Here is a 21,263-nt window from a genome sequence, read left to right as displayed (position 1 = left end):
CCGTGCCTCCCGTCCGTCGCGTGATGCGCCCAGGGCGGCGCGCGCTCGCGGGGGAGCCCGCGCTCAGGACCGGCGGCTGTCGACGACCAGCCGGAGGACCTGATCGGTGTGCCGTTCCGACGTCGCGCGGCGGGCGTGCTCGATCGCGGCGGCGGTGTGCGGAGCGAGCAGTGCCCGGTCGGAGGCGAGTTCGATGATGGTCGTGGCGAGCCCGAACGCGGTCTCGTCGTCGGTCAGGACGGCGGCGGAGCCGAACTCGCTCGCCAGGCGGATGTCGGAGACGATGACCGGACGGTGGTCCCGGAACGCTTCCAGCGCGGTCATCGGCTGGCCGTCGTGCTCGAGCGAGCAGACCACCGCAGCGTGCCCGCACAGCAGCAGGTCGTGGACGCCCTGCAGCGGCAGGCGGCCGTGCACCCGGACCGACACCGGCGTACGGGTCGGGGGGACGGTCCCGCCGGCGACGTCGACCCGCACGGCGTGGGCCCCGAGCCGGATCTCCACCAGCCGGATCGCGTTGAAGAGGACGTCGAGGCGCTTGTCCGGGGTGAAGCGCGACGCCCAGACGAGGCGGAGCGGGCCGGTCTCCGGCGCCGGCGGTGGGGTGACCGGTCGGTTGCCGAGGGCGTTGGGCACGACGTGTACCTCCTGCAGGCCGGCGGCCCGCAGGACCGCGGCCTGTCGCGTCGTCGAGGTGACGACGACGTCGGCGGCCCGGGAGACGGCAACGGTCATGTTCCGGCGCGCGTCGTCCATGGCGCGCCCCGTGGTGCGGTGCCGTGTGGGCCGGAGCCCGGTCACGACGCGGTGGGTGTGCTGTGCGAGGGGGGCGAGCGCCGCCGCGGTCCGCCCCCGGAACGGTACGGAACCGTGCACGGTGTGGATCGTCGGCAGACCGAGGGAGCGTGCCGTGGTCAGGGCAGAGGCGGCGAGACCGAAGTCCGAGTGCGTGACGACGAGACCGATCCGCTCCTCGAACATCAGCGTGCCGAGGGACCGGCGTACCCGGACGGAGTTGCGGACCACCGGCAGGTCCGCCCCCGGAACGGTGATCGACGGCTCGACCTCGGCCAGTCGGACGCCGGACTTCCGTAGATCGGCGGTGTCGCTCGTCGGGGGAGTCGCGACCCAGACGACGTGCCCGGACTCGGCGAAGGCCTTCGCCTGCTGGACCAGGGCGGCCCGTTCGCGACGCATCGCTGACAGGGGGAAGTCGCTGACCAGCAGGACCGTGATCTTCGCAGCCCCCACCGTCAACGGCCGGTCTGGGGGGAGGGGGTGGTCTGGCGCAGGGGACGCATGCGATCTCTCACGGGTCGGAGCGGGACGGGGTGCTGGGAACCGTAGGCGTTCAGAAGACGATCGTCTAGTAAAGCGCTCTGCTGCTGAGCGGGCCTTCACGACTCCCCAGGCGTACGTCCAGTCCGGGGTGCGCGACGGACGGGCGGAAGATGTCCGGTTCTTGCGGACCCTGTACAGGTCGGAGCCGTGGTCGTCGTACAGTCGCGGGAAGCTACCCCGCCGGGCCCTACCGGCGGGTGCCCGACCCCCGTTCCCGGGCTGGCCTCGTCATGACCACCGCGTCGAACCCGACGGCGTCGTAGCGCGAGGACGTCTGCTCCTGACCCGAACTCGTGGCAGACGTCCTCGCACCTTCCCGCTATCGTCGAGGAACGGCCGGTCCCCGATCTCGGGGCGAGCAGCGGCCAGGGGACCACGGGGGACACCATGCAGCACCAGCGCGCCATCACCGCACTCACCGCGACGATCGCCCTGGCGGTGACGCTCAGCGGGTGCACGGTGTGGGCATCGTCGTCGGCGTCCCGGACCGTCACACCGGACGCCTTCGAGCGGGTCGTCGTCGACGCGTTGGCGGACATCTCCGACGCGACCCCCGAGGTCGACTGCGGCGAGGACGACATCGCGATCGAGGACGGTGCCGAGGTGCACTGCGACGTGAACACCGCCGGCTACGACGTGGTCTACGACTCGGTGTCGACGATCAGCACCGACGGCGGCGACGACTACCACGTGGACGTGCAGGTGGCCGACCAGCCCAAGGGCTGATCGGCCACGGGACCATCCATCCCGACGACTAGCGGTCGGACGCCTCGACGACGCAGCTCTCGACCTGCTCAGCGGCCTTCGAGTCGTCGGCGAACGGCGACGGCGCGTCCGAGGTGGTGGTCGTCTCGTCGGCGACGGCCTGCTTGGCGACGTCGTTCACGGCGTACAGCGGCCCGTCGAAGTCGTCGGCCGAGGGGTCAGCGGTGGTCGCCCAGATCGTGACCTCGTCGTCGTTCGAGTCGTTGCTGTCGGCGGGGACGATCGCCGCACCGAGGTACCAACCGCCGTCACCCTTCTGGGTGTTCGCGAACTCCGTGGTGTCGTGCGAGCCGACAGCCTCGTCGATCATGTCGACCACGGCGCTCGAGGCCACGTCGCACTGCGCCGACTGGGACTTCTCCTCGGAGCCCGGCACCTTGCCGACGGGGTTGATGTTCTGCGCTCCGCCCGGGTCGCAGGCGGTGAGCATGAGGGCAAGGGTGGCGGCACCGAACAGCGCCGTGACGGTCTTCGCTCGCGTGGACATGGCCCTGAACGTAGGCCGCGGGCGGTGGGTGGGGATTCAGGAGCAGCGTCCCCCGACGGCGGACGGGAGGCCCGGTGCACGACGTGCCCCGGGCCTCCCGTCCGCCTCCTGGTCCCGTTGCGGAACCGGCGGCCCGTTGCCGGACCGGCGGCCCGTTGCCGGACCGGCGGCCCGTTGCCGGACCGGCGGCCTGCTACAGGATCGGGGTGCCGCCGGTGACGGCGACCCGCGCTCCGGAGACGTAGCTGCCGTCGTCACTGGCGAGCAGCACGTAGACGGGCGCGAGCTCGGCCGGCTGGCCGGGACGGCCGAGCGGCGACTGCTTGCCGAACTGCTCGACCTGCTCCGGCGGCATCGTCGAGGGGATGAGCGGCGTCCAGATCGGACCGGGCGCGACGCTGTTCACGCGGATGCCACGTTCGCCGAGCAGCTGCGCGAGTGCGGCCGACAGGTTCGCGACGCCCGCCTTCGTGACGTCGTACGGGGCGAGGTTCGGCTTCGGGTTGTCGGAGTTCACCGAGCTCGAACCGATGATCGACGACCCCGGTCCGAGGTGCGGCAGCGCGGCCTTGACCAGGTGGAAGTAGGCGCTGAGGTTCGTCGCGAGGGTGTGGTCCCACTCCTCGTCGCTGATCTCCTCGATCGTCTCGTGGGTCATCTGGTAGGCGGCGTTGTTGACGAGGACGTCGAGCCCGCCGAGCTCCGAGACAGCCTGGTCGATGACCGATCGGCAGTACGCGGGGTCGCTGACGTCGCCGGGGAAGAGCACGGCCTTCCGACCGGCCTCCTCGATCCAGCGTTTGGTGTCCTGCGCGTCGTCCTCTTCTTCCGGCAGGTAGCTGATCAGGACGTCGGCACCCTCGCGGGCGAACGCGATCGCGACGGCCTTGCCGATGCCGCTGTCCCCGCCCGTGATGACGGCGCGTTTGCCCGTGAGCTTGCCGGAACCGCGGTACGACTCCTCGCCGTGGTCGGCCTGCGGCGCGAGTTCCTGGTCGCTCCCCGGGGGCTGCTGCTGCTCGGTCATGTCTCTCCCTGTGGTCGGTCTGCCTGGACGCCCCCGATGGTGGGCGACCCCGACTGAGCACCGATCCAGGGTCGAGGCGTACCCCGTCTCGTCGGCGAAGATGTGTGCCGGGCACGACGACGGCCTACCGTGGCACCGGATCAGGGAACCGTCACCGCGGCGGATGCTCCTCTTCACCAGGGAGCAAGTGTGAAGTACGTGAACTACGCGGGCACGGTCCGTGTCCTGACGAGCGATCCGATCGCGAACGCGGTGATCCGGTACGCGGCCGCGCTGCACCAGAGCCGGCTGAGCGACGTCGTGTCGATCCCGACCGCTGACGACTTCGGGGTGGCGAGCACCGTCGAGGTGTTGCTCGCGCAGGGGATCCCGGTCGCGATCGAACCTGCACCCGACGACGACCTCGAACCCGAGGGCGCCGCGTTCCTGCTCGAGATCGGGCGACGCACCGAGGCCGTGCTCGCCGTCGACACCAGCGCGGATCCGCCGGACATCGGGCGCTGAGCCCGCGCGCTGCCGCTACGCCATCGGCCCCTCGGTCAGGTCCGCGCGGGTGTCCGCGTGGATCACGTCGTCGTGCTCGAACGTCAGCGCGGCGGCACGCAACCGTGCCACGAACACCGCGTCCTCGCGCTCGAGCTCGTCCTCGTCGGCGTCCTCGACGACGAGCTGGCTCGACGGGCCGATGAGCACCTTGGTGGTCGTCATGGTGCCGTCCTCGGCGACGGCCGGGATCGCCACCGTGTCGGCTCGGTTGCCGCCGGCGAGGGCGGCGGCGTACTCGATCACGGCGTCGGCCACGTCGTCGCTCGTCAGGATCGTCGAGCGGTCGTACTGGATCTGCTTCATGTGGCGACCTCCTGCAGCACAGCCAACAGCCCGGTTGCTGGTCGCCGCACAGGTACGCGCGGCGCCGCTCGTTGCGCGGACGCGGCGCGCCGCTCGTTGCGCGGACGCGACGATGCCGGGAGGATCATCACGTGCCCGAGACGATGCACCGCCTGTTGCGGGAGATCCAGACCGCCGATCCGTCGGTCGCGGCCGAGGCGATGGCGCGCACGCACATCACCCACGGCCTGTCGGTCGAGCCGACGGACGCCGAGTTCGTGTTCGAGGAACGCGTGCGCGGGACTGCGCTGCTGTCCCTCGAGTCGACCCGCTGCACGGGGGTGCTGAGCGGCGCGATCGAGCCGGGCGACGCGATGATGATCTTCTGGATGAAGTCGGGTGTGGCACAGCTCGACGAGAACCCGGTGAAGATCGGCCGGCCCACGCTCTTCCGGCAAGGACCCCAGCGGTTCCGGTGGATCGACTGCAACAAGGACGTCCTGCGCATCGACCGCACGATCGTCGAGCAGGTCGCAGCCGAGCGCGGTGACTGGGCTCCTGGTCCCATCGAGTTCCGTCCGCGGCACGTCCCGGAGGGCGCACCGCTGGCCGCATGGTGGCTGATGGTGCGGTCCGTCGCACAGGAGGTCCTGGCCGGGCCGGACGCCGTGCCGGTCGAGCGCGAGCGGGAACTCGCGCGGTTCGCCGCGGGCGGCCTGCTCACCGCCATCCCGCACTGGCCGGTCGGGCAGCACGAACCCGCTGTGGCAGCCACCGCACGGTTCGCCCGCGCCGAGACCTTCCTGCTCGAGCACGCCACCGAGCCGATCACCGTCGACGACGTCGCCGAGGCCGCGGGCTTGAGCGTGCGCGGCGTGCAGGCGGCGTTCCAACGACACCACGGGATCACCCCGACGATGTACCTGCGCCGCATCCGGCTGCTGCTCGCGCGCGAACAGCTCGAGTCGGGGGACGGCCGGAGCGTCGCGGAGATCGCCCGGGCGACCGGGTTCGCCCACCTGGGCCGGTTCGCGGGCAGCTACCGCGAGGAGTTCGGCGAGCTGCCCCGGCAGACGGCGTCCTCCGCGCGGGACGGCGCGCGCGCCTAGCCGCGCGGCCGCGCCGCCCCGCAAGAATCCCGCAACCGCCCGTCGTCCGGCCGGTCGACGATGATCGTCGCCCTACGTTTGCGCTGCACGGACACGCAGCCACGACGACTGGAGACCCCATGGCCGGCTCAGCAGCACCACCCCGCCCGACCTCGGCGCCCGTCCCCTCGACGTTCGGCCGCCGGCTCGTCGAGGACGCCTCGCACGCGCGGGAGCACCTCGTGTTCACGGCGCTGCTCGGGTCGGTGTTGCTCCCCCGGATCGTCCGACGGTTCCTGCTGCGTGCCGCCGGGTCCCGCGCCGAGTCCGGCGTGGGTGCGGGCTTCTCGCTGACCGGCAACCCGAAGCACCTCACGATCGGCCGCGGCGTCTTCTGCAACCGGAACGTGACCGTCGAGGCCGTGGCCCCCGTGACCATCGGCGCGAACACCGCGATCGGGATGCAGGTGCTCATCATGACGAGTCACCACGAGATCGACGCCGAGGGCCGGTGGAGCGACGTCGCGACCGGCCGCCCCGTGGTCATCGAGGAGCACGTCTGGATCGGCGGTCGCGCCACGGTCCTGCCGGGGGCCCACATCGAGCACGACGTCGTGGTCGCCGCCGGGGCCGTGGTCGTCGGCCGCCTGGCGGCGTACGGCGTCTACGCCGGCGTCCCCGCCAAGCGGATCCGCGAGCTGGCCCCGTCAGCGCGGCCGCCGGTCGTGGACGCCACCGTCTGAGGGTCGGGAGGCCCGTGGCGGCGCCGCCACGGGCCTCCCGTCCGACGTCGGTGCCGTTCTCAACACGCCGGTGTGGTGCTGCGACGCCGCCCCGCCGTCGAGACGCCGCCGAATCCGGAGGCGTCTCGACGACCTGGCGGCGCCGGACGAAGACGACGGCGTGTTCTTCATGCCAGCATGATCACGACGCGGGCGACGGCGCCCGCGCAGGACGAGGGAGACCGTCATGACCGTTCGCCTCAACCCCCCCCTCGGGTTCCGGAGCGGCGCCCGCGAAGCGCTCGAGTTCTACCACTCGGTCTTCGGCGGCACGCTCACGATCGGCACGTTCGGTGAAGCCGGCATGAGCCAGGACCCCGCCGACGCCGACAAGGTGATGCACGGGCAGCTCGACGGCGACCAGGGCCTGCTCCTGATGGCCTCGGACGCGCCGTCCGGTATGCCGACGCCGGCGGAGAGCAGCATCTCGCTGTCCCTCAGCGGCGACGACCACCAGGTGCTGACGCGCTGGTGGAACGGCCTCGCCGAGGGCGCGACGATCGTCGAACCGCTCACCGAGGCACCCTGGGGCGACACCTTCGGCATGCTCACCGACCGCCACGGGGTGTCGTGGCTCGTGAACATCAGCGGCGCGACGCGCTGAGCGGCACCGAACCCACCCGCGCCGGCACCGGCCAGCGCGGCACCCAGCACCGGACCTCGTCGGCGTACCGGCGGAAGTCGTCGCCGAACCGTTCCTCGAGGTCGGATTCCTCGAGCGGGCGGACGATGCAGTTCCAGACCACGGAACCGGCGACCGCGTAGACGACGACGAGCCAGGACGACAGCAGCAGGCCGACGGCGACACCCTGGGTGATGCCGGCCAGTGCCATCGGGTTCCGCACCGACCGGTACGGACCGGCGACCACCAGACGGTTCGCGGTCGCCGAGGGCAGCGGGGTGCCGTCGCCCTTCGTCGACATCGCAGCGGCCGACGCGATGCCGAGCGCACTCGCTGCCAGCAGGACGACCGCGCCGAGCACGGTCAGGCCGGTGACCAGGGGCGTGGGCAGCGCGGGGTGGAGACCCCACCGGTGCTCCGCGAACGCGATGACGAGGGGGAGCACCCCGAGGAACAGGCCCCAGAACACCACGATCTGCAGCACCGTCGCTGCGACGTGCCGGGAACGCGGGGCGTCCGCATCGGCGGGACGGATCCGCAGCGGGCCCGTCGTCACCCACTCGGTCGGGACCCGTCCGAGCAGGACGAGTGCGAGGGCGAGGACGGAACCGACGGTCGCGGCCAGCATGACGAGCACGCCCCAGCCGGCCTCACCGGTGACGGTCGCCCAGACGGCCAGTCCGCCGAACACCAGGGCGGTCCACACCGTCGTGACCACCGCGGCCGCCCGGACACCGGCCGCCGCCAGGGCTGAGCCGACGACGAACAGCGGCACGTCGAACACGGCGACGAGCACCGGGTCGAGCGAGCCGAGCGTCGACGTCCGGACCCACGGCAGGGTCGCCACGGCGAGCCACCACGCCACTCCGCCGACGGCTTGCAGCGCGTAGTAGCGCCGGCCCCAGGACATGGGTGCACGGTAGCAGTGCTCGGCGACGGGACTGGCCGTCGGTGGGCCGTGCGGGCCGTCGCTCCCGCCGAAGGGTCAGTCGGTGTGGTTGATCTGCCCGAGCCAGCGGCCGAAGGACGGGGTGCGCTCGTCGTGCAGGCTGGGAAGCACGGGCTTCGGCAGGCAGGCGCGCTCGTCGGTGACGGGTCCGGTGCCGGTGCTCTTGTGGAGGTCGAGGCTCATGGTGGGCTCCTTCGTGGTCGGTGGAGAGTTCGACACCGGGCGGGGCCGATCCATTCCCACCCGGTGTCGTCGTGGTGCGGTCGCAGCGCGGTCCGGTCAGGCGGTGCCGAGTTCGACCTTGATCCAGCCGGGTTCGCGCCGGTCGAACGCCTGGTAGGCACTGATCGCGTCGGTGATCGGCTCGTGCTCGGTGATCAGGGCCGTCGGGTCGAACTGTCCGGCGGCGACCATGTCGATCAGCGGCGGCGTGACGGAGTGGTGGTCGCAGTTCCCCATCCGCACGGTGAGGTTCTTGAGCATCGCCTCGCCGATCGGGTAGTGCTCGGCCGTCGGCCCGTAGACGCCGATGATCCCGATGCGCCCGTACTTCGCGACGCTCGCCACCGCCCAACGGGCCACCTGCGACGGACCGTCGCCGGGCTTCCACTGCTGTTCCTCGCCGAAGCCCTCCGGTGCGGCATCGGGTGCGACGGCCGCGACCTCGGCGTCGAACGCGGCCGCCTGGTCCTGGTCGACCGCCGCGGGGCCGCGCTTCGGGCGTTCGGCGTCCACCCCGACGGCGTCGATGACGCAGTCCGCGCCGATGCCGTCGGTCAGGGACATGATCGCCTCGACCGGGTCCTCGGCGTTGTAGTCGACGACCTCGCAGTGCTGCGCGAGCGCGGCGGCGAGCCGGGTCTCCTCGCCGTCGACCACGATCACGCGGGCCGCGCCCTGCTTGTACGCCGAGGCCGCCGCGAACTGTCCGACGATCCCGGCACCGAACACCACCACGACGTCGCCGCGCGTCACACCGGCGAGCTCGGCACCGAACCACCCCGTGGGGAAGATGTCGGACAGCAGGATCGCCTGCTCGTCGGAGACCGTGTCGGGGAGCGGGTGCATGGTGTTGCGGGCCCACGGGACGCGGACGTACTCGGCCTGCATGCCGTCGACGGGTCCGGTCGAGGCCGGTCCGCCGAAGAACGCGGTACCGGCCTGTGGCCCGTTGCTGTTCGAGCGGTCGCACTGTGCGGTCTTGCCCATCCGGCAGTACCGGCAGGCACCGCAGGACACCGTCGAGTTGATCACGACGCGGTCGCCCGGGCTGAAGCCCCGGACGGCGTCCCCGACCTCCGTGACGACGCCGACGGCTTCGTGGCCGAGGATCGTGCCCTCCACCATCGGCGCCATGGTGCCGCGGACGAAGTGCAGGTCCGTCCCGCAGATCGCACTGCGGGTGATGCGGACGATCGCATCCTCCGGGTCCTGGATCGTCGGCTGCGGGACGTCGTCGAGTCGGATGTCGCCGATGCCGTGCCACACGACTGCGCGCATGATGTGCCTCTTCCTGTTCGGGTGCGGGTTCGCCCGATCAGGAAACGCGCGACGGGCTGGGCGCCGTCGGAGCCGCATCCGCCCTGCGCAGTCGTCCAGCAGCACCCGGTTGGCTCGACCCATGAGCGAGCACGACGACGAGCAGACCCGGGCCGACTTCGACGACGCGGTGAACATGACCGCCACCGAGCTGCGGAAGTGGCTCGACACCGACGAGTCGAAGTCCGTCGGGCAGAAGCCCTCCGGCGGCGGTGAGTCGACCGGACACGAGAGCGGTCGGCACATCATCCGGATCCTCGAGGAGCACCGGGCCGACCGCACCGACGACGACCTGGCGCACATGCGGAAGGTCGTCGGCTACGTCGCCCGGCACTCCGAGCAGCGGCCCGACGGCGACGTGCACGACACACCCTGGCGGTACTCGCTCATGAACTGGGGCCACGACCCGGAGAAGCACTGACCGCATCAGGCAGAATGGGTGGCGTGAACGAGACGGGCATGCCGCGCTTCCGACGGATCTGGTCGACCGTGCAGGTCGGTGTCCTCGCCATCGCCGTCGTGTTCTGCGTCGTGATGCTCGTGATCGGGCAGGGCAAGCTCGACCGGGTCTACGCGGTGGCGGCCGTGTTCTTCGGGCTCGCGCTCGTCGGCCACAGCACGTACCTGTGGCTCGTCGCGCGGGCCAACCGCCGTCCCTGACGAGCAGGTCGGTCGAGCGGGTCGGCCGACTGAGCGGGTCGCCGGTCGAGCGGCGGGGTCGATCAGGCGTTCTGGTACACCCGCAGCCAGTCGACGGTCATCTGCTGCGGGAACGGCGTCGAGGCGTCGGGCGAACCGGGCCAGGTGCCACCCACCGCGACGTTGAGGATCACGAAGAACGGCTTGTCGAACACCCACGGGTTCGCGCCGACGTCGGCACGGGTGACCGTCCGGTACGCGACACCGTCGACCGTCCAGGTGATCGAGCCGGGGCGCCAGTCGACCCCGTACACGTGGAAGTCGTCGGCGAACGGCGCTCCGGACGGGCTCGGGAAGGACGCCGAGACGCCCTGCGCGCCGGAGTACCCGGGTCCGTGCACCGTCCCGTGCACGATGCCGGGCTCGTACCCGACGTTCTCCATGACGTCGATCTCGCCGCACGCCGGCCAGCCGACCTGCCCGATGTCGGCGCCGAGCATCCAGAACGCCGGCCAGATGCCCTGGCCGCGAGGGATCCGGATGCGCGCCTCGATGCGGCCGTACTGCGCGGTGTAGGTGCCCTCGGACTTCAGGCGGGCCGACGAGTACGAGCCGTCGGCCTCGCGCCGCGCGGTGATGACGAGGTTGCCGGCACCGTCGAGCGCCGCGTTGCGCCGGGAGTCCGTGTAGGTCTGCAGTTCGGCGTTGCCCCAGCCGCCGGCCCCGAGGTCGTACCGCCAGATGCCGGGGTTCGGTGCGGTGCCGGCCGGGCCGTCGAACTCGTCGGCCGCGAGCAGCACCGGCTCCGTGGGGGTCGTGGCGGCCTCCGCGGCCTGCGCCGTCCCGCTCGAGCCGATCGCCGTCGTGCCGAGGGCGGTGGCTGCGGCCCCCGCGAGCCCGAGCGCCACGAAGCGCCGTCGATCGATGTGCTGGTCCAAGCCGTGCTCCCTGCAGCGCGATGGTGGTGTGGTCGTCGGATCATGCACCATCAGGCCGCGTCTCACCAGGGTCGGCCCGTGGTTCGTCCGCGGGGCGCACGTGTCGACCCCGGGAACCGCCGGGAACAGCCGGGAACCGCCGACTGCCGCGACCGTCAGCCGAAGCGCAACGCCAGCGGCACGAGCAGCCCCGCGACCCAGACGAGCACCATCACGAGGGCCCCGACCGCGATGAAGCGCCGGCGGCGCCGCAGCTTCGGGCTCCGCTCCTCGCCCCACACCTGCGCACGGACGAGCACCCGGTTCGCCTGCTCGACGACCTTCCGCACCTCGGGGTCGTCGACGTCGAGCGCACCCGAGCGGGCGTGCTCCGCGATGACCGTGGCTTCGTCGACGGTCAGGTCGTCCTTGCGCATGCTCCATCTTCGCACCGGGCACAGGGGTACGACCCGGCTGTGCGGGAACGGACCAGCGGCGGGTACCAAGGACGCATGGGACATCGGTACCGCGGGAAGATCGTCGTCATCACCGGAGCATCGAGCGGCATCGGGAGGGCCGCCGCACACGAGTTCGCCCGGCAGGGCGCCACGCTCGTGCTCGCCGCACGCGGACGCGACAGCCTGGAGGCAGCAGCGGCCGAGTGCCGGAAGCTCGGCGCCGAGGCGATCGCCATCCCGACCGACGTCGCGGACGAGCACCAGGTCAAGGACCTGATCGGCACCGTCACGAGCCGGTTCGGCCGCATCGACGTCTTCGTCGGCAACGCGGCGCTGTTCGTCTACGGCCTGTTCGAACAGACCCCCACCGAGGCGTTCAAGCGTGTCGTCGACACGAACCTGTACGGGCACCTCAACGCGATCACGCACCTGCTGCCGCACTGGAAGCAGCGTGGCACCGGCACGTACGTGCTCGTCGGCTCGATCCAGTCGCTGCTCTCAGCGCCGTACCAGTCGGCGTACGTGACGAGCAAGCACGCGGCGCTCGGCCTGGTCGACGTGCTCGGCGACGAGTTCGCGGGCACCGGCATCAAGTTCACCGCACTGCTGCCGTCCACCATCGACACGCCGATCTACCAGAACGGCGCCAACTACACCGGCAAGACCTCGCACCCGCTGCCGCCCACGGTCTCCGTCGAGCGGGCGGGCCGCGCGGTCGTCCAGGCCGCGACCCACCCGAAGCGCTACCGCTTCGTCGGCCGGATCCAGGCCTCGCTCGTGCCGCTGCAGTACGTGTTCCCGGGCCTGTTCCACAAGATCACGAAGCCCATGGTGGAGACGTTCGCGCTCCGTGGCACGGGCGCCCCGACCGACGGCAACCTCTACGCCCCCGCCGACGCGGACAACGCCACGAACGGCGGCTGGGTCGCGAAGCGGCGCCGCGTCACGCGCCCCCTCGTCTGGCTCGGCGTCGCCGCTGCCGGCGCGGCGGTCGTGCTCGGTCGCTCGCGTCGGTAGACGCACTCGCTGACGGACTGGAGGCCCGGTGCCAGCTGGCACCGGGCCTCCAGTCCGTCGCTGCGTACCCCCGCAACCGGGCGTACCTGCACGAACCGGGCGTACCTGCACGAACCGGGCGTACCTCCACGAATCGGGCGTACCTGCCGTGTTCTTCGTGGCAGGTACGCCCGATTCGACCTGGGATCGCAGCCGTTCTGGGAAGGAACGGACTGCTAGAAGAGCTTCGCGCTCGCGCGCCGTGCACCCTCGCCGAGGGACTCGAGCTTCGCCGCGGCGATCTGCGGGTGGACCCGGCCGCCGAGGCCGCAGTCGGTGCCGGCGATGACGCGCTCGCGCCCGACGACCGAGGCGAAGCGCTCGATGCGCTGCGCGACGAGGTCGGGGTGCTCGACGACGTTCGTGGCGTGACCGACGACGCCGGGGACGATGACCTTCCCGTCGGGCAGGGAGACGTCCTGCCACACGGTCCACTCGTGCTCGTGGCGGGCGTTCGCGGCCTCGAACGAGTAGGCGCCGGCGTCGATCTCGAGCATGAGGTCGACGATGTGGCGGAGCTCGATGTCGGTGGTGTGCGGGCCGTGCCAGGAACCCCAGCACAGGTGGAAGCGGACGCGGCTGGTGTCGAGGCCCCTGAGTGCGTGGTTGAGCGCCTCGACCCGGATGCGCGTGAAGGCGCGGTAGTCCTCGATGCTCGGTTCGGGGTTGATCTGGTCCCAGTTCTCGGCGATCGAGGGGTCGTCGATCTGCAGCACGAGGCCGGCGTCGAGGATCGTCGTGTACTCCTCGCGCAGGGCGTCGGCCCACGCCCAGATGTGTTCTTCCTCCGTCGCGTAGTACTCGTTCGCGATGCGGGCGGCGGAGCCGGGGGAGAGCGCCGTGATGAAGCCGTTGTCCGCGCCGGCGGCCTCGACCGCGTGCTTGAGGTTCGCGGCGTCGGTGGCCGCGGCCTCGTGGCCGGTGTAGGTGATCGGGCCGGTGGTGGTCGGGAACGCGGTGGCGTTCTTGCCGGTGCCGATGCCCGATTCGGGGTCGGTGTAGGCGTCGTGGAAGATCGTCCAGTCGCGGCGGTCCGGGAAGCTCGTGAGCCGGATGTTCCCCGGGGTGGACCGGACCGGCTGCTGCGAGAAGATGTTCTCGTCGGTCAGGCTCAGGCCGCTGACGCGCTGGAACGAGTAGCCCCACCAGGCGCCGTAGTCGACGCTGTTCGACATCGCCTTGCCGAACTCGCCGTCGCCCGGCTGCGTGATGCCGAGCGCGGTCTGGCGGGCGACGACGTCGTCGACGGCCGTGCTCGTCAGGGCACGGACCTCGTCGGTGGTCACGAGCGTGAAGCCGTCGGCGGCGACGGGTCGCGCGGCGTTCGCGGCGATGAGTTCGGGGGTGCGGGGGAGCGATCCGGCCGTGGTGGCCTGGATGCGGTCGGTGTTCTCGAAGGGCATGCGCTGCCTTCCTCTCGATGGGGTCTGGACTGTCGGGAGTCGGGGGCCGCGCGCGAGGCTTCGCGGTGCGCTGCAGAGCCACTCTTCCACGAGGGGTCCGGCCCGTTACGTTCTGCGTCCACGGCTTCGTGCGGACGCCGAACGACAGGGTCGTCGTCGTACGACACCGACTCGGTCGCCTGTTGCGTGCGCGGACGGTTGCACGCGCGTGTGAACGACAGGATCGATGTCGTACGACGTCGACGGTGTCGTTCCCCGTCGACCCTGCCACCGCCCGCCCCGCGCAGTCAACGGCCACCGCCCGCCCGCACGCGCGCGACCCCCGCCGACGCACGGCGACACGATCGTCGCGTAGCCGGGCCACGCGTCGTACGGTCGACCCATGAGCACGACGACCCCGGCGAACGCCACGACCCCGACCACCACGACCGCACCGACCTTCGCCGAGTCGTGGACCACGTGGCACGACGACCACGAGCAGGCCCGAGCGAGCGAGCACGGGTTCCTCGCGATCACCAGCATCCGTTGGCTCACCGCCACGCCGGAACGCTTCGAGGACGCACCGGGCAGCTGGTCGACGGACGAGGACGGCCCGGTGGTCGCACTGGCCGAGGACGAGACGATCGAGGTCGACGGGCAGCAGGTCACCGGGACGCACCGGTTCGGCCCGCTGCCCGAGCGCTCGAGCACGAACGTGGTGTGGCGCGACGGCGACGAGACCGCGGTGATCGAGGTCGCCCGGCGCGGCGGCAGCGACCTGCTGCGCCCGCGACACCCGTCGAACCCGACCCGCGTCGGCTACCACGGCACCCCGGCGTACGCCCCCGCTGAGCACTTCGTCGTGGACGCGCACTTCGAGCCGTTCGACACCCCGCGCGAGGTGACCGTGGGCAGCGTCGTCGACGGCCTGCTGCACGTGTACGAGGCCCCCGGCGTCCTGACGTTCGACCTCGACGGGCCGCGGTCGCTCCTGGCGTTCAACGGGCACGCCGGCGGCCTGCACGTGCTGTTCACCGACCGCACGAGCGGAGTCACGACGTACGCGGCGAACCGGAGTCTCGACATCGCCGCACCGGATGCCGACGGTGCCACCCGCATCGACTTCAACCGGTCGACGAACCTGCCGTGCGCGTATACCCCGCACGCGACCTGCCCGCTGCCGCCCGCCGAGAACCGGCTCGACGTGGCGATCGAGGCGGGCGAGCGACTGCCCGCAGCCTGACCGCGGAGCACGCACGGCCGCCGGGCGCGCACCGACGCAGCCGACCCGTCCAGGAGAATGGGGGAGCCATGCCACGACCCACCTCCCGCATCCCGCTCAACACCCTCGCCGTCCCGTTCGGCCTCGCCGGCTTCGCCGAGACGTGGTCGTACGCCGCCCCCGTGCTGCACCTGCCCACCGTGGTGCCGCAGGTGTTCTGGGCGATCACGGCCGTCGCGTGGGTGTGGCTGCTCGGTGCGCACGCCGTCCGGGGCGCACGCGTCAGCGAACGGCTCGTCGACCAGCTCCGCCACCCGGCGCAGGGGCCGATCGCCGCGCTCGTGCCCGCGACCGCGATGCTGCTCGGCGTCGACCTCGCGCGGTTCGCCCCCGTCGCCGGGCAGGTCGTGGTGCTCGCCGCCGTGGCCACCGCGGCCGGGTTCGCCGCCTGGCTGCTGAGCACCTGGTTCGAGGGTCGGCTCGCCCTGGAGTCCGTGCACGGCGGCTACCTGCTGCCGACCGTCGCCGCGGCCCTGGTCGCCTCGGTGGCCACGCACGAGGTCGGCGTCGGTTGGTTGTCCTGGCCGGCCCTCGGCGTCGGCGTGTTCTTCTGGGGCGTCATGACCGGCCTGCTGCTCATCCGGCTGGCGTTCCGACCGGCGCTGCCGGGGCCGCTCGTGCCGACGATGGCGATCCTGGTCGCGCCGCCGGCGGTCGCCACCCTGTCGGTGTTCGCCCTCACCGACGGAGCGGTCACCTTGCCCGTGCAGGCCATCGCGGGGCTCGGCGTCCTGATGGTCCTCGTGCAGCTGGCCCTGCTGCCGCGGTACGTCCGCCTGGCGTTCTCGCTCGGGTTCTGGTCGTTCGTGTTCCCGGCCGCCGCGGTCGCCACCGCCGCAGTGGAGTGGTTCCGGGCACTCGCGCTGCCGTCCGCCTGGATCCCCACCGCCGCGTTGCTGGCGCTGCTGAGCGTGCTCGTCGCGGTCGTCGGTGCCCGCTCGATCGGCCTCGCCGTCCACCACCTGCTCGGGCAGGCCGAGCGGACCCTCCACGACGCCGACGACGAGGACGCCGCCCCCGGCCCGGTGACGGGCGCGACCCGGGTGGTCTGACGAGCGGGGCGGTCGGGCTGCACAGGCGGCGGACGGGAGGCCCGCGGCGGCCCCGCCCCGCGCCTCCCGTCAGGTCGCGGGGACGCGTCTCCAGCCGCTGGTCGCCCGCCAGGCGGGCGCGTCGAAGCGGAAGACGCTGCCCATGCCGGGCTGGTCGAGGGCGCGCGTGATCGGGACGCCGCGCAGGTGGGCAAGGAGCAGCGCGCCGACCGCACCGTGCGACACGATCGTGAGGTCGCCGGTGGCGCAGTGCCGGCGGACGGCTGCGACGATGCGCTCCTGGGCGTCGATCGCCCGCTCCCAGCCGCGGACCGACTGCTCGGGTCGGGCGAAGAACGCGTCGACGACGGCCTCGAACTCGGACAGCGGCAGGTAGCCGGTCGCGCTCCGGTCGATCTCGCCCAGCAGCGGGTCGTGCTCGACCGACAGCCCGACGGCGCTGGCGAGCAGGTCGGCGGTCTCGACGGCCTTGCGCTCGGTGCTCGAGACGATCCGCCGGGATCCCGGCGCCCACGCGAGCCGGTGTGCGGCGGCGGCCCGGACGCGTCCCTCGGGCGACAGCCCCCACGACTCGATCGGGACCGCGGGGTCGACCACCACTTCAGCGTGGGTCAGGAACGACGAGACCATCCGGCGATCCTCGCACGGTGCGAGGTGCGCCCCGGCCCCGGCCCCGTCCCCGGCCCCGTCTGGTGCGAGGTTGCCCACTCCGTGGCCGGTCTGTTCCGACGCACCGGGTGGACAACCTCGCACCGAGCGACGCCCCCCGCCCGCCGCGCGTCACACGGCGACACCGTCGGTCACGTTCCGCAACACCGCTTCGCCGCCCGGCCGAACCGTCCTAGCGTCGCCCCATGACCGTGCCCGACCGCATCACCCTCGTCACCGCGCTGCAGGGCGCCGGCTGGCATCCCGCCGCCTGGCGCGCCGCCGGCTCGGCAGCGCACCGGCTCACGAGCCTCCGGCACTGGCGCGACGTCGTCGTCGAGCAGGACCGGCTCGGAGTCGATGCCGTCACCCTCGAGGACACCTTCACCGCCGGCCCCACCGACCCCGACGGCGACCTCGACACGTCGACCGTCGTCGGCCGCCTCGACGCGCTCCTCCTCGCGAGCGCGGTCGCCCCCGCGACCCGCGCGATCGGTCTGGTGCCGACCGTCTCGGTGACGCACACCGAACCGTTCCACGTCGCCACGGGCCTCCAGACCCTCGACCACGTCTCACTGGGGCGAGCCGGGTGGCGGATCCAGGTGAGCCCGACGACCCGCGAGGCCACGCTGTTCGGCCGCCGACCCGGCGGCGACGACGCGGCCACGCTGTTCGACGAGGCACGCGAGGCCGCCGAGGTCGTCTCCCGCCTCTGGGACAGCTGGGACGACGACGCGATCATCCGCGACGTCACGACCGGCCGCTTCATCGACCGCGACCGGATCCACAACGCTGCGTTCTCCGGTTCGTTCGTCTCGGTGCACGGCGCGTCGATCGTGCCGCGGTCGCCGCAGGGGCGGCCGCCGGTCTTCTCGCTCGCGCACCGCGCCGACGCGGCGGCGTTCGCCGTGGACGCCGCGGACGTCGTGCTGGTCACGCCCGGCTTCGACGGTCTGGAGGAACGTGTTGCGCTGGCACTCGTCCGTGACGCCGAGCAGGCGGCCGGGTCGGACCTCCGTCGTCCGGTCCTCGCGGACCTCGCGGTGCTCATCGGGTCGTCGCCGGCAGCCGCCGCCGACGAGCTCGCCGCACTCGACGCGGCAGCCGGTACCCGGTACGCCGTCGGCTCCGGGTCGGACACGTCCGTCCTCGCGACGACGGTGCCGGACCTCGTGGCACGGATCGGGGACCTGCGGGCCCTCGGGTACGCCGGCGTCCGGCTCCGTCCGCTGCGCATCCCGGTCGACAGCACCGCCATCGCGCGGCAGCTCGTCCCGGCGCTCGTCGCCGCGGGGCTCCGCGCCGACGTGGCGTCCCGTCCCACCGCCGACCTGCGCACGCGGCTCGGCATCGCGCCGGCGGTCAGTCGGTACGCGCGTCCTGCCGTCACCGGTTCCGGTGTCGGTGCCGGTGTCGGTTCCGTCTCCTCGGGGGTCTCAGCATGAGCGCCAAGCGTCAGGTCCACCTCGCCGCCCACTTCCCGGGCGTCAACAACACCACCGTCTGGAGTGACGACCGCGCCGAGAGCCAGATCGCGTTCTCGTCGTTCGAGCACTTCGCCCGGAACGCCGAGCGGGGGTTCTTCGACTTCCTGTTCCTCGCCGAGGGGCTGCGGTTGCGCGAGCAGAAGGGACGCATCCACGACCTCGACGTCGTCGGGCGCCCGAACACGCTCGCGATCCTCGCGGCGCTGGCCGGGGTCACCGACCACATCGGGCTCGTCGGCACGCTGCAGACCACCTTCAACGAGCCCGTCGAACTCGCGAAGCAGCTCGCCACGCTCGACCACCTGACCGACGGCCGTGCCGGCTGGAACGTCGTGACGAGCTCGGACGCGTTCCACGGTGCGAACTTCCGCCGTGGGGGATTCCTCGACCACGCCGACCGGTACACGCGAGCCGCCGAGTTCGTGGAGCTGTCGCGCGAGCTCTGGGACTCGTGGGAGTCGGACGCGATCGTGGCGAACGGGTCTGGCGCCGCCGGGCCGCTGGCGGCCGGCGTGTTCGCCGACCGCACCCGCATCCACGACGTCGACCACCACGGCCCGCAGTTCGACGTGACCGGCACGTTCCCGGTGCCGCGCAGCCCCCAGCGGCACCCCGTGGTCGTGCAGGCGGGTGACTCCGACGAGGGCCGCGACCTCGCCGCCGCGAACGCCGAGGTCATCTTCTCGCTGCACACCGAGTTCGACGACGCACGGAGCTTCTACGGCGACGTCACCGAGCGCCTGGAGCGGGTGGGGCGGTCGAAGGACGAGCTGCTGATCCTGCCCGGCGCGACGTTCGTGCTCGGCGACACGGCGGACGAGGCCGAGGAACGTTCCCGGGCGATCCGCCGCGCCCAGGTCAGCCCGGCGACGGCGATCGCGTTCCTCGAACAGGTGTGGAACCGTGACCTGTCGTCGTACGACGTCGACGGGCCGTTGCCCTCGATCGAGCCGGACCTGGAGGGCGCCGACATCACCCGTGGCCGCGTCCGCCACACCCGCGACGTCCCCGCGCTGGTGCAGTCGTGGCGCGACCTCGCCGCGGCCGAACACCTGTCGATCCGTGACCTGGTCATCCGCGCCTCGACCCGTGGCGGCTTCGTCGGCACGCCCGCACACATCGCCGCCGAGATCGACCGGTACGTGCAGGAGCGCGCCACCGACGGGTTCGTCGTCGTGCCGCACACCAACCCGTACGGGCTCGACGAGTTCGTCGACCGGGTCGTCCCGCTGCTGCAGGAGCGCGGCGTGTACCGCCAGTCGTACGACGAGGGTGCGACGCTCCGCCAGACGCTCGACCTGCCCGGACGGGTCCTCGACCGGCAGCGGGTGCTCGCATGAGCCGGGTCCCGCTCTCCGTCCTCGACCTCGTCCCGGTGAGCAGCGGGTCGACCCCCGCCGAGGCCCTGGCGAACACGGTCGACCTGGCCGTCGCCGCGGAACGTGCCGGGTACGCCCGCTACTGGCTCGCCGAGCACCACCTCAACCCCGGCGTGGCCGGCAGCGCACCGACCGTCGTCATCGGTGCGGTCGCCGCTGCCACCAGTTCGATCCGCGTCGGCAGCGCCGCGACACTCGTCGGCAACACCCGCGGGCTGCAGATCGCCGAGACCTTCGGCACGCTCGCCGCGCTGTACGGGCCGCGCATCGACCTCGGGCTCGGCCGCTCAGGAGCACCAGCACCGGGCGCCCCGAAGCCGCCGTCGCTCGCCCCGCGGACCGACCGGGTCGTCGACGGCCTGCTCGTCCCCGCTCCGTTCGAGTTCCGCATCGCGCCGGGCAGCCGGTTCGCCCTGCAGGGGGAGCTGCTCGGCCGGGTGCCGGGCGACGTCGACCGCTTCGCGGGCGAACTCGACCTGATCCGCGGCCTGTTCGCCCGAACGTGGTCACGGGACGGTGCGGTGATCGAGGCCCCGCCGGCCGGGGGTGCCGCCGTCGAGCTGTGGATCCACGGCTCCACCGGCGGCGAGAGTGCCCGGATCGCCGGCGCGCTCGGCCTGCCGTACGGCGCGAACTACCACACGTCGCCCGGCACGGTCCTGGCGTCGGTGCAGGCCTACCGCGACGCGTTCCGCCCGGGCGTGCTCGACGCGCCGCACGTCATCGTGTCGGCCGACGTGCTCGTGGCGCCGACCGCGGCCGAGGCGGACGAGCTCGGGACCGGGTACGCCCAGTGGGTGCACTCGATCCGCTCCGGCGTCGGGGCGATCGAGTACCCCATCCCGGACCAGGCTCGAGCGGCGCGGCTGCCGGACGATGCCGCCGCGTCGGTGGCGGACCGGCTCGCGACGAGGTTCGTCGGCGACCCGGCACACGTCGCGGAACGGCTCGAGACGCTCCGACGGGTCACGGGAGCGGACGAGTTGCTCGTCACGACGATCGCGCACGACCACGACGCCCGGGTGCGCTCCTACGAGCTGCTCGCCGCGGAGTGGGCGGCGCGCGCCGACCTGCGGGAGCCGGCGGCCGCCGCGCGCTGACCGACGCGGAACGACTCCGTCGCTGTCGTCCGACAGCGACGGAGTCGTTCGTGCGCGCAGCGCACGGTGCGGGCCGGGCACGGGGTGCGGAACCGGGCACGGGGTGCGGGCCGGGCACGGGGTGCGGAACCGGGCACGGGGTGCGGAACCGGGCACGGTACGGCCTGGAGGCACGGTCCCAGGCCGCCACGGGCCTCCCGTCCGCACCGTGGTGGCGTCGCGGACCCGTCCCGTGTTCCGGGGCGAGCACAGCTCGAGTGGTGCGTCCCGAGCGACATTGTCGCAGTCGTACGACGTCGACATCGTCGTTCCTGCTCGTCCGCGAAAGCCCGCGCACGCAACGAGCGACACCACCGAGGGGTGGATTCAGGTGGTGGTTGCAACACCTGTTTCTGTTGGTCGTGAGAGTAGCTGTTTGAGGGCTTCGGCGGGAGT

The 21,263-nt window shown here is 72.4% G+C and carries 24 protein-coding genes; 13 read left to right on the top strand and 11 right to left on the bottom strand.

Features of this window, described 5'->3' with window-relative positions:
• Positions 1–63: 63 nt before the first annotated feature.
• Positions 64–1,197: a glycosyltransferase family 4 protein gene (locus KK097_RS09345; RefSeq protein WP_214544456.1), complete on the bottom strand. Its 1,134-nt coding sequence runs from the start codon at positions 1,195–1,197 to the stop codon at positions 64–66.
• A gap of 531 nt (positions 1,198–1,728) precedes the next feature.
• Here KK097_RS09345 and KK097_RS09340 point away from each other — a divergent pair.
• A complete protein-coding gene (locus KK097_RS09340; protein WP_214544454.1) occupies positions 1,729–2,067 on the top strand; it encodes a hypothetical protein in 339 nt (112 codons plus the stop codon).
• Between the two features lie 28 nt (positions 2,068–2,095).
• On the opposite strand, the gene KK097_RS09335 is transcribed toward KK097_RS09340, so the two are convergent.
• Positions 2,096–2,593 (bottom strand): hypothetical protein, encoded by a 498-nt coding sequence (locus KK097_RS09335; protein ID WP_214531409.1) that lies wholly within the window; start codon positions 2,591–2,593, stop codon positions 2,096–2,098.
• 193 nt (positions 2,594–2,786) lie between these two features.
• Complete coding sequence (locus KK097_RS09330; protein ID WP_214531408.1) at positions 2,787–3,620, bottom strand: SDR family oxidoreductase; 834 nt, start codon at positions 3,618–3,620, stop codon at positions 2,787–2,789.
• A 189-nt stretch (positions 3,621–3,809) separates the two neighbouring features.
• Here KK097_RS09330 and KK097_RS09325 point away from each other — a divergent pair, with 189 nt between their 5' ends.
• Positions 3,810–4,124, top strand: coding sequence for a hypothetical protein (locus tag KK097_RS09325; RefSeq protein WP_214531407.1), 315 nt, complete (start codon positions 3,810–3,812; stop codon positions 4,122–4,124).
• Positions 4,125–4,139: 15 nt separating this feature from the next.
• Here KK097_RS09325 and KK097_RS09320 read toward each other — a convergent pair whose 3' ends face one another.
• On the bottom strand, positions 4,140–4,469 hold the full coding sequence (locus KK097_RS09320) for a hypothetical protein (RefSeq protein WP_214544452.1): 330 nt from the start codon (positions 4,467–4,469) through the stop codon (positions 4,140–4,142).
• A 131-nt stretch (positions 4,470–4,600) separates the two neighbouring features.
• On the opposite strand from KK097_RS09320, the gene KK097_RS18655 reads away from it, so the two are divergent.
• The 3 genes from KK097_RS18655 to KK097_RS09305 all read left to right on the top strand — a co-directional run bounded on the left by KK097_RS18655 (position 4,601) and on the right by KK097_RS09305 (position 6,922).
• The gene (locus tag KK097_RS18655; protein ID WP_214544450.1) at positions 4,601–5,557 is read left to right on the top strand and encodes an AraC family transcriptional regulator; all 957 of its coding nucleotides are present in this window, start codon (positions 4,601–4,603) and stop codon (positions 5,555–5,557) included.
• A gap of 119 nt (positions 5,558–5,676) precedes the next feature.
• Positions 5,677–6,279, top strand: coding sequence for a DapH/DapD/GlmU-related protein (locus tag KK097_RS18045; RefSeq protein ID WP_250893427.1), 603 nt, complete (start codon positions 5,677–5,679; stop codon positions 6,277–6,279).
• Positions 6,280–6,505: 226 nt separating this feature from the next.
• Complete coding sequence (locus KK097_RS09305; protein ID WP_214544448.1) at positions 6,506–6,922, top strand: VOC family protein; 417 nt, start codon at positions 6,506–6,508, stop codon at positions 6,920–6,922.
• Here KK097_RS09305 and KK097_RS09300 read toward each other — a convergent pair.
• From KK097_RS09300 to KK097_RS09290, 3 genes are all read right to left on the bottom strand, one after another.
• Positions 6,903–7,850 (bottom strand): methyltransferase family protein, encoded by a 948-nt coding sequence (locus KK097_RS09300; RefSeq protein ID WP_214544446.1) that lies wholly within the window; start codon positions 7,848–7,850, stop codon positions 6,903–6,905. The genes KK097_RS09305 and KK097_RS09300 overlap by 20 nt on opposite strands.
• Before the next feature lie 75 nt (positions 7,851–7,925).
• Positions 7,926–8,072: a hypothetical protein gene (locus KK097_RS09295; protein ID WP_214531402.1), complete on the bottom strand. Its 147-nt coding sequence runs from the start codon at positions 8,070–8,072 to the stop codon at positions 7,926–7,928.
• 96 nt (positions 8,073–8,168) lie between these two features.
• A complete protein-coding gene (locus tag KK097_RS09290; RefSeq protein ID WP_214544444.1) occupies positions 8,169–9,389 on the bottom strand; it encodes an alcohol dehydrogenase catalytic domain-containing protein in 1,221 nt (406 codons plus the stop codon).
• Positions 9,390–9,510: 121 nt separating this feature from the next.
• On the opposite strand from KK097_RS09290, the gene KK097_RS09285 reads away from it, so the two are divergent.
• The gene (locus tag KK097_RS09285) at positions 9,511–9,849 is read left to right on the top strand and encodes a DUF3140 domain-containing protein (protein ID WP_214544442.1); all 339 of its coding nucleotides are present in this window, start codon (positions 9,511–9,513) and stop codon (positions 9,847–9,849) included.
• A gap of 23 nt (positions 9,850–9,872) precedes the next feature.
• Positions 9,873–10,088 carry a hypothetical protein gene (locus KK097_RS09280; RefSeq protein WP_139179681.1) on the top strand — a complete coding sequence of 72 codons (216 nt, stop codon included), beginning with the start codon at positions 9,873–9,875 and terminating at the stop codon, positions 10,086–10,088.
• A gap of 62 nt (positions 10,089–10,150) precedes the next feature.
• On the opposite strand, the gene KK097_RS09275 is transcribed toward KK097_RS09280, so the two are convergent.
• Positions 10,151–11,005 carry a glycoside hydrolase family 16 protein gene (locus tag KK097_RS09275; protein WP_214544440.1) on the bottom strand — a complete coding sequence of 285 codons (855 nt, stop codon included), beginning with the start codon at positions 11,003–11,005 and terminating at the stop codon, positions 10,151–10,153.
• Positions 11,006–11,160: 155 nt separating this feature from the next.
• Entirely contained in the window at positions 11,161–11,421 is a 261-nt protein-coding gene (locus KK097_RS09270; protein ID WP_214531398.1) for a hypothetical protein, read from the bottom strand.
• Between the two features lie 75 nt (positions 11,422–11,496).
• On the opposite strand from KK097_RS09270, the gene KK097_RS09265 reads away from it, so the two are divergent.
• On the top strand, positions 11,497–12,459 hold the full coding sequence (locus tag KK097_RS09265; RefSeq protein ID WP_214531397.1) for an SDR family NAD(P)-dependent oxidoreductase: 963 nt from the start codon (positions 11,497–11,499) through the stop codon (positions 12,457–12,459).
• 215 nt (positions 12,460–12,674) lie between these two features.
• On the opposite strand, the gene KK097_RS09260 is transcribed toward KK097_RS09265, so the two are convergent.
• Complete coding sequence (locus KK097_RS09260; RefSeq protein WP_214544438.1) at positions 12,675–13,901, bottom strand: cobalamin-independent methionine synthase II family protein; 1,227 nt, start codon at positions 13,899–13,901, stop codon at positions 12,675–12,677.
• Between the two features lie 382 nt (positions 13,902–14,283).
• Between KK097_RS09260 and KK097_RS09255 the strand changes: the two genes are divergently transcribed.
• Together KK097_RS09255 and KK097_RS09250 are read left to right on the top strand one after the other, a co-directional pair.
• The gene (locus tag KK097_RS09255) at positions 14,284–15,123 is read left to right on the top strand and encodes a DUF1684 domain-containing protein (protein WP_214544436.1); all 840 of its coding nucleotides are present in this window, start codon (positions 14,284–14,286) and stop codon (positions 15,121–15,123) included.
• Between the two features lie 68 nt (positions 15,124–15,191).
• On the top strand, positions 15,192–16,214 hold the full coding sequence (locus KK097_RS09250; RefSeq protein WP_214544434.1) for an SLAC1 family transporter: 1,023 nt from the start codon (positions 15,192–15,194) through the stop codon (positions 16,212–16,214).
• 69 nt (positions 16,215–16,283) lie between these two features.
• On the opposite strand, the gene KK097_RS09245 is transcribed toward KK097_RS09250, so the two are convergent.
• The gene (locus tag KK097_RS09245; protein WP_214544433.1) at positions 16,284–16,844 is read right to left on the bottom strand and encodes a histidine phosphatase family protein; all 561 of its coding nucleotides are present in this window, start codon (positions 16,842–16,844) and stop codon (positions 16,284–16,286) included.
• Positions 16,845–17,068: 224 nt separating this feature from the next.
• Between KK097_RS09245 and KK097_RS09240 the strand changes: the two genes are divergently transcribed.
• The 3 genes from KK097_RS09240 to KK097_RS09230 are packed head-to-tail and all read left to right on the top strand — an operon-like array spanning position 17,069 to position 20,828.
• Positions 17,069–18,307 carry an LLM class flavin-dependent oxidoreductase gene (locus KK097_RS09240; RefSeq protein ID WP_214544432.1) on the top strand — a complete coding sequence of 413 codons (1,239 nt, stop codon included), beginning with the start codon at positions 17,069–17,071 and terminating at the stop codon, positions 18,305–18,307.
• Complete coding sequence (locus KK097_RS09235) at positions 18,304–19,689, top strand: NtaA/DmoA family FMN-dependent monooxygenase (protein WP_214544431.1); 1,386 nt, start codon at positions 18,304–18,306, stop codon at positions 19,687–19,689. Before KK097_RS09240 ends, KK097_RS09235 begins: the two co-directional genes overlap by 4 nt.
• Positions 19,686–20,828 (top strand): LLM class flavin-dependent oxidoreductase, encoded by a 1,143-nt coding sequence (locus KK097_RS09230; RefSeq protein WP_214544430.1) that lies wholly within the window; start codon positions 19,686–19,688, stop codon positions 20,826–20,828. Before KK097_RS09235 ends, KK097_RS09230 begins: the two co-directional genes overlap by 4 nt.
• Positions 20,829–21,263 lie beyond the last annotated feature (435 nt).

The sequence above is a fragment of the Curtobacterium flaccumfaciens genome (assembly GCF_018598405.1).
Lineage (GTDB): Bacteria > Actinomycetota > Actinomycetes > Actinomycetales > Microbacteriaceae > Curtobacterium > Curtobacterium aurantiacum.
This window is presented reverse-complemented; position numbering and strand designations above follow the sequence as displayed.